This window comes from Escherichia sp. E2748, from assembly GCF_005781125.1.
Classification (GTDB): Bacteria; Pseudomonadota; Gammaproteobacteria; order Enterobacterales; family Enterobacteriaceae; genus Escherichia.
Genome location: NZ_VATP01000056.1, coordinates 1 through 3081 on the forward strand (window position 1 = coordinate 1; position 3081 = coordinate 3081).

Sequence of the window (3081 nt, forward strand, 5' to 3'; positions counted from 1 at the left end):
CTGTACTGCACCAAGTTTACAGGTACAAAAAAACCGCTCAGCGGCGGGTTTAAGTTGTGTGGCGAAGTAACCACTCTTAACACGATACAATACTTTTTGCGTACGCGTTAGTGAAAAATATATACTATCAAGCACAATCAGTTAACCTTTGGTTCTGCTGAACTAAAAACAGCAATCAGTATTAGTGCTCGTATAAGGAACAGATATGCTCTTGGGAGATAATGAACGTTTCATGATCAAATGCCAGGTTACTTTAAAGAAGTATCCTAATGACGCACCTGACATGCCTTTAGTAAACTGTATTCCTGTTTTAAAAAATCGCTATAACAAAGGAGAAGCTGTTTACGAATTAAACAAAGGACGTTCTGTCATAAGATTGCTATCCATAAAAGACGATGAAAATTACCTGAAATTGCTTTTTCAATATATAAATAAAGATGCTTCTGATCCCGCCTTTTCCAACATAAAAACTGGTGAAACCAGAATTGAGAAAAAGCAAAATGATGAAGGTATGGGGTACTCTGCTCATGTGCTTATCAAAAAAAGACCGAGCGACTCATCATTCCAAGATTGTTATGAGGCAATTTTAGAAGAAGTTCCGGGCATTACCAGAGGTTTATTAGCCCAAGCTTTAACTTATTTCCTGCGAGAAAATAATTTTTCCTTTATCCGTTCAGGAGGGAAAAAAGAACTTAAGTGCAGACCTATTTTCGACATTGATTTTTTGGCTGCAACAACACTTGAGCAATCTCTATCCACTGGTTATTTATGTGGACTTACTGCTACTCGTCGCTTTAAAGATAACTCTTTAGATGATGATGGCACAGTAATGGTTGAAGAAGAAACACTAAAGCTATCAACAAAAATACGTCGCGGAGAGGGTGCAATTAAGGCGATTAAGTCTGCATATGACAAACTTCGTGGTAGAAAGTATACAATGTTAAGAATTTCTTATAAAGACAAAAATAAACGCGTTTCATCAGATCTTGTTTCCATCGGAAAAGAAATGAGCTTACAGGAACTCGCAACAGCACAATTGGCACAACGTGAAAAAGCAGTGTTGGCATCAACAATTGCCGTTTGCCAAACAGCATTTCACGAAGAACTTCTCGCAAAAATGCAAAACTTTATGTTAAAGTGAAGGCATGGAAAACCTGTCAAAAGGAGGCATATATGTATGTTTTATCTAAGGTTTTTACACCTATAGACTACCTACGCATAAAGCATCCTGAGAAGCGATTTTTTGACTGGGTTTTACCCATTTTCACTGCTGCAATTATTACTTTATCCATCTATTACTTACCGAAAACCATCTCACTTCTCGGGAAGGATAGTCTTGTGTCTTTAGTAAACGGGATACTTCAAATACTATCTGGTTTTTACATTGCATCTATGGCTGCAGTTGCAACCTTCAGTAAGGATGGTATGGATGAAGTTATGCATGGCATACCTCCGGTATTAAAAGGTAAAAAACTTACAAGGCGTAAATTCCTCACTTATCTATTTGGTTATTTAGCGTTTATGAGCATCGCGCTGTATTTCGTTGGAGGAGCACTTCAACTAACCAGCGCAAGCATCAAGGAATTACACCTTTCATCATATCCACTAGTGAAATCATTACTTTTGTTTATTTATTTAAGTACCATATGCAACATTATATACACAACGGCATTAGGTATGTATTTTATGATAGACAAAATGCATGATGAAAAATCGAAACTTATAATTAAAGATAAAGAATGAGGCTTACGCCTCATTCTTTTTAGAACTCAATCAAACAAATACATCCTTCAACAAACCCCAAGGCAGTCTGCAATTTTTTCCTAACTGTGCCATCTGAACATCTTCTCTTCTTGGCAATAGTGCGTAATGAGATACCAATGACAAAGTGAGCTATGATTAGCTCATATTCCTCTGGTTTATACTTTCTCAACCGAGCCACACAACTGTCTATCATAATGCCTTCGTCATCATCACACTGAATCCGGGACTTTTTGCCATGAGGTAAAAGCCCCTTGAAGCCTGCAGCTATCGGCTGCCAGTCCACACTACTGTTATCTGCTGCAGCCCATGCTCCCCAGCGGTCCAAAACTTCATACATGTCACGCATCAACTTTCTCCACAAAATCAGGCCAGCACGCCAATTGCCAGCGCACGATCGATAAAACGAAATATCAACTCCAGCTGGGAGCCATACTTCTCTTCAAATGCCACGGTATCCGCATGCAGCTCGTCGTGATGCTTTCTGCACAAAGGCAACACAAAGAGGTCATGTGCTTTTGTACCCATTCCACCCTGACCGTGGCCTATCAGGTGGTGGGGATCATCAGCAGGCTTTCCACAACATGCACACGGCTGAGTCTTAACCCAGCGCGTGTACTTTTCATTAACCCAACGGCGACGTTTGGGGCGTAACATAAAAGACTCCGGCGACTCCGGATCCACTTCCAGCGACAGCACCTTTTTCGCTTTATCCTGGATGATGCTGGTGGCAGGAACCGAAGGAACAAGGTCACTTTCCCGGGTGACAGACGGCACAACAGGCTTCGGTAATCTCAGTGCCTTACGGGCTGCACTTTCCGGTAAGGCATCCGCCAGGTCATTACGAACCAGCCACCAGCACAGTTCCGGCATTGTCACAACGTGACTATCATCAAAACCGAGATCACGGCGCACAACAGATAACACCCAGCGGGCACAGTTATCCGTTGCCATTGATTCCAGCCGTTCCGTGAACTGGTCACGCAACTGGTTATCGCAGTGCCAGCACAGACGGATTGCGCCCGGCGCATGGCGCGTTGTGGTCATGTTTTCGCTGTGCCAGTCGGAGTGAGGCCACTGACAGCCTTTTTCACGAAGTAACCAGCTTTCAAGACATTCCACGCCACCAGCACGACGGATCACTGCCTCATTGCGGAACACGGCCCGAACGGCAGGATCATCCGCCAGCGGTTGTGATGCTGCCGGAACGGCACCACTGGCGAAAGATGAATAACGTTCCGGCTCAGGCTCCAGCAGGACACGCCCCTGCATAAACAGGGGCATCAGTTCTGAACCTGGTCTGAACAATACGATCCCCAT

The 3081-nt window shown here is 43.3% G+C and carries 4 protein-coding genes; 2 read left to right on the top strand and 2 right to left on the bottom strand.

Features of this window, described 5'->3' with window-relative positions; genetic code table 11:
• Nucleotides 1-205 precede the first annotated feature (205 nt).
• Nucleotides 206-1141, top strand: coding sequence for a hypothetical protein (locus FEK42_RS22690; RefSeq protein WP_047653678.1), 936 nt, complete (start codon nucleotides 206-208; stop codon nucleotides 1139-1141).
• Nucleotides 1142-1173: 32 nt separating this feature from the next.
• The gene (locus FEK42_RS22695; protein ID WP_198406512.1) at nucleotides 1174-1743 is read left to right on the top strand and encodes a hypothetical protein; all 570 of its coding nucleotides are present in this window, start codon (nucleotides 1174-1176) and stop codon (nucleotides 1741-1743) included.
• 19 nt (nucleotides 1744-1762) lie between these two features.
• Here FEK42_RS22695 and FEK42_RS22700 read toward each other — a convergent pair whose 3' ends face one another.
• Nucleotides 1763-2110, bottom strand: coding sequence for an antiterminator Q family protein (locus FEK42_RS22700; protein WP_135491988.1), 348 nt, complete (start codon nucleotides 2108-2110; stop codon nucleotides 1763-1765).
• Nucleotides 2111-2127: 17 nt separating this feature from the next.
• Nucleotides 2128-3081: DUF968 domain-containing protein (locus tag FEK42_RS22705; RefSeq protein WP_138211990.1), on the bottom strand; the 954-nt coding region annotated here is incomplete at its 5' end.

Bases quoted from the DNA above. Each gene is read 5' to 3' on its own strand.
- FEK42_RS22690 (WP_047653678.1), top strand. From the start codon at position 206: ATGCTCTTGGGAGATAATGAACGTTTCATGATCAAATGCCAGGTTACT.
- FEK42_RS22695 (WP_198406512.1), top strand. From the start codon at position 1,174: ATGTATGTTTTATCTAAGGTTTTTACACCTATAGACTACCTACGCATA.
- FEK42_RS22700 (WP_135491988.1), bottom strand. From the start codon at position 2,110: ATGCGTGACATGTATGAAGTTTTGGACCGCTGGGGAGCATGGGCTGCA.